General features: G+C 40.5%; 2 protein-coding genes. Both read left to right on the top strand.

Going from position 1 to position 1,870, the window contains the following annotated elements:
- The first annotated feature begins 576 nt into the window (after positions 1-576).
- Entirely contained in the window at positions 577-906 is a 330-nt protein-coding gene (locus AB4589_RS25080; RefSeq protein WP_048613859.1) for a hypothetical protein, read from the top strand.
- 293 nt (positions 907-1,199) lie between these two features.
- Positions 1,200-1,870: hypothetical protein (locus AB4589_RS25075; protein WP_372101923.1), on the top strand; the 671-nt coding region annotated here is incomplete at its 3' end.

Here is a 1,870-nt window from a genome sequence, read left to right as displayed (position 1 = left end):
GACTACTATGAATAAAGCAGCGACAGAATCCTTCGGTATTTAGACCGTCAACCTCCCTCGGTAATCACAGTAGTCGCACTAAGGCGCTCTTGTCCCGTATCTAGTTAAAAAAGGCAGTCTCATCGGTATTTAGGATTAATTACAAGTCGTATTTCCGTAGTCATCTGAATAGCATGTTGTACCGTCTGAGAATGTCGTGTTCCCATAATCATCCGAATAAGACGAAGTCCCATCACTATATGTAGTATTACCGTAATCGTCCGAATAAGATGATGGACCATCACTAAATGTCGTATTACCATAGTCATCCGAGTACGAAGAAGAGCCATCACTGTACGTAGTGTTACCATAATCATCGCTATACGCAGAAAGACCATTGGTGCATGTGGTATTACCGTAATCATCACTATAGCAAGACGCGGCATTAACATGTGCCGCACCTGACATAAGCGCTAAAATAAGAAATCTTTGCATAATTTTGCCTCTTGTAGTTACCAATTGGATAAACTGTAGTTTGGATATTTTAACTTAATTGAGTCGCTTTTGTCCCAAAATCCTTCGCTGAGAAAAACAACCATGAAAAATATAAACTTAGCCCCACTTTACGAAGCTATCGAAAAACACCACCTAATAGATGCATGGCGCGACAGTGTATTAAGTGCTTTCGATTCTCCTAAGGAACATGCTGAGAAAAAATTAGTCGCGGCAAAACAATCATTTACTAGAATGATGTTATCTCCTAAAAACGATGGTTCATCTAACTACCTGTCATGGGCAATTAATACTGCCCTAGGCCTAAAAGTTACTCGTGGGTACAGTGTACAAGCTATTGGTAAGCAACATTGGCAATCATGGGGAGCAGACTCCAAAAAACGTAAAAAGAGCACAAAGTTGAAACCTTCGTAGTAGCTTAAATGACGTTGCAGTTCACAATCCACTAGCCCCACTCGCTTTTGTCCCCTAGCAGGATAGAACTTCAAGAAGGTGTTCTAAACCTTTGTATAGCCTATTAACATCTTTCATACTCGAAACGTAATCTAGACGTAAGGCGTCCGCCGTACTTGCGTATGAGTAGAAAAAGACACTCCAATAAATGATTATTTCGCACTGATTAACTTTAATAGCCTTTGACTGATTAATATCGACTCAAAAGGTTTAAACGTACGCCATGAGTCGATGTACAAGTCGGAGACCTAATCATGCTAAATAAACAGCTCGTACATGCCTTTCATCAATCCTTAAAAAGTCTCTTACCAGATATTAAGCTGGGCCAATCCAGAGAAATACTGGCATCCTATTATGGGTTTAAATCAGCAGCCAGCCTAATTAAGGCTGGTTTCGTAATACCTTCTTATGACTGCTGGTATATAGAACCCAACGAGGATGATGAATTTAGCCCACGCTCTAAACCACAACCATCATTGCCGCATGAAAATTGCGTTCGGAGTCGTCTTCAACAACTATCTAATACTCTACTTTCGGACCCGCAATTAGAAGAAAAGGTTCTTTTACATATAAGCCAAGATAATTCTATTAAGCAATGTGAGTTCTACCATTGGAATGAGATTGCACCATGGATGGTAGACTATCTAGGCGACCAACTAATTGAAAGGTTGATCAGTGAAGATAATGCATCTGCTGCATATTCATATGCTACTCATCACTTCAGTGAGATTGAAATAGACGACGATAGCGAGCCACACGAAGACTACTGGTATAAGAAGTATATTTCTGGTGAAATTCTGGAAGGGGGCGCTCTCCGCTTTGCAAAAGAATACGAAGAAAAGCTGTCTCTAAAGTCCCAATACTTATCACTAATCAAAAGAGCGGCCGACTTAGGCAGCAAAGAAGCAATGATCTGCTCCAGTCA

It is taken from the genome of Vibrio sp. 10N.222.49.A3 (genome assembly GCF_041475145.1).
GTDB classification, from domain to species: Bacteria; Pseudomonadota; Gammaproteobacteria; order Enterobacterales; family Vibrionaceae; genus Vibrio; species Vibrio tasmaniensis_A.
The sequence above is the reverse complement of the archived record's forward strand: the minus strand, read 5'-3'. Positions and strand labels throughout refer to the sequence as shown.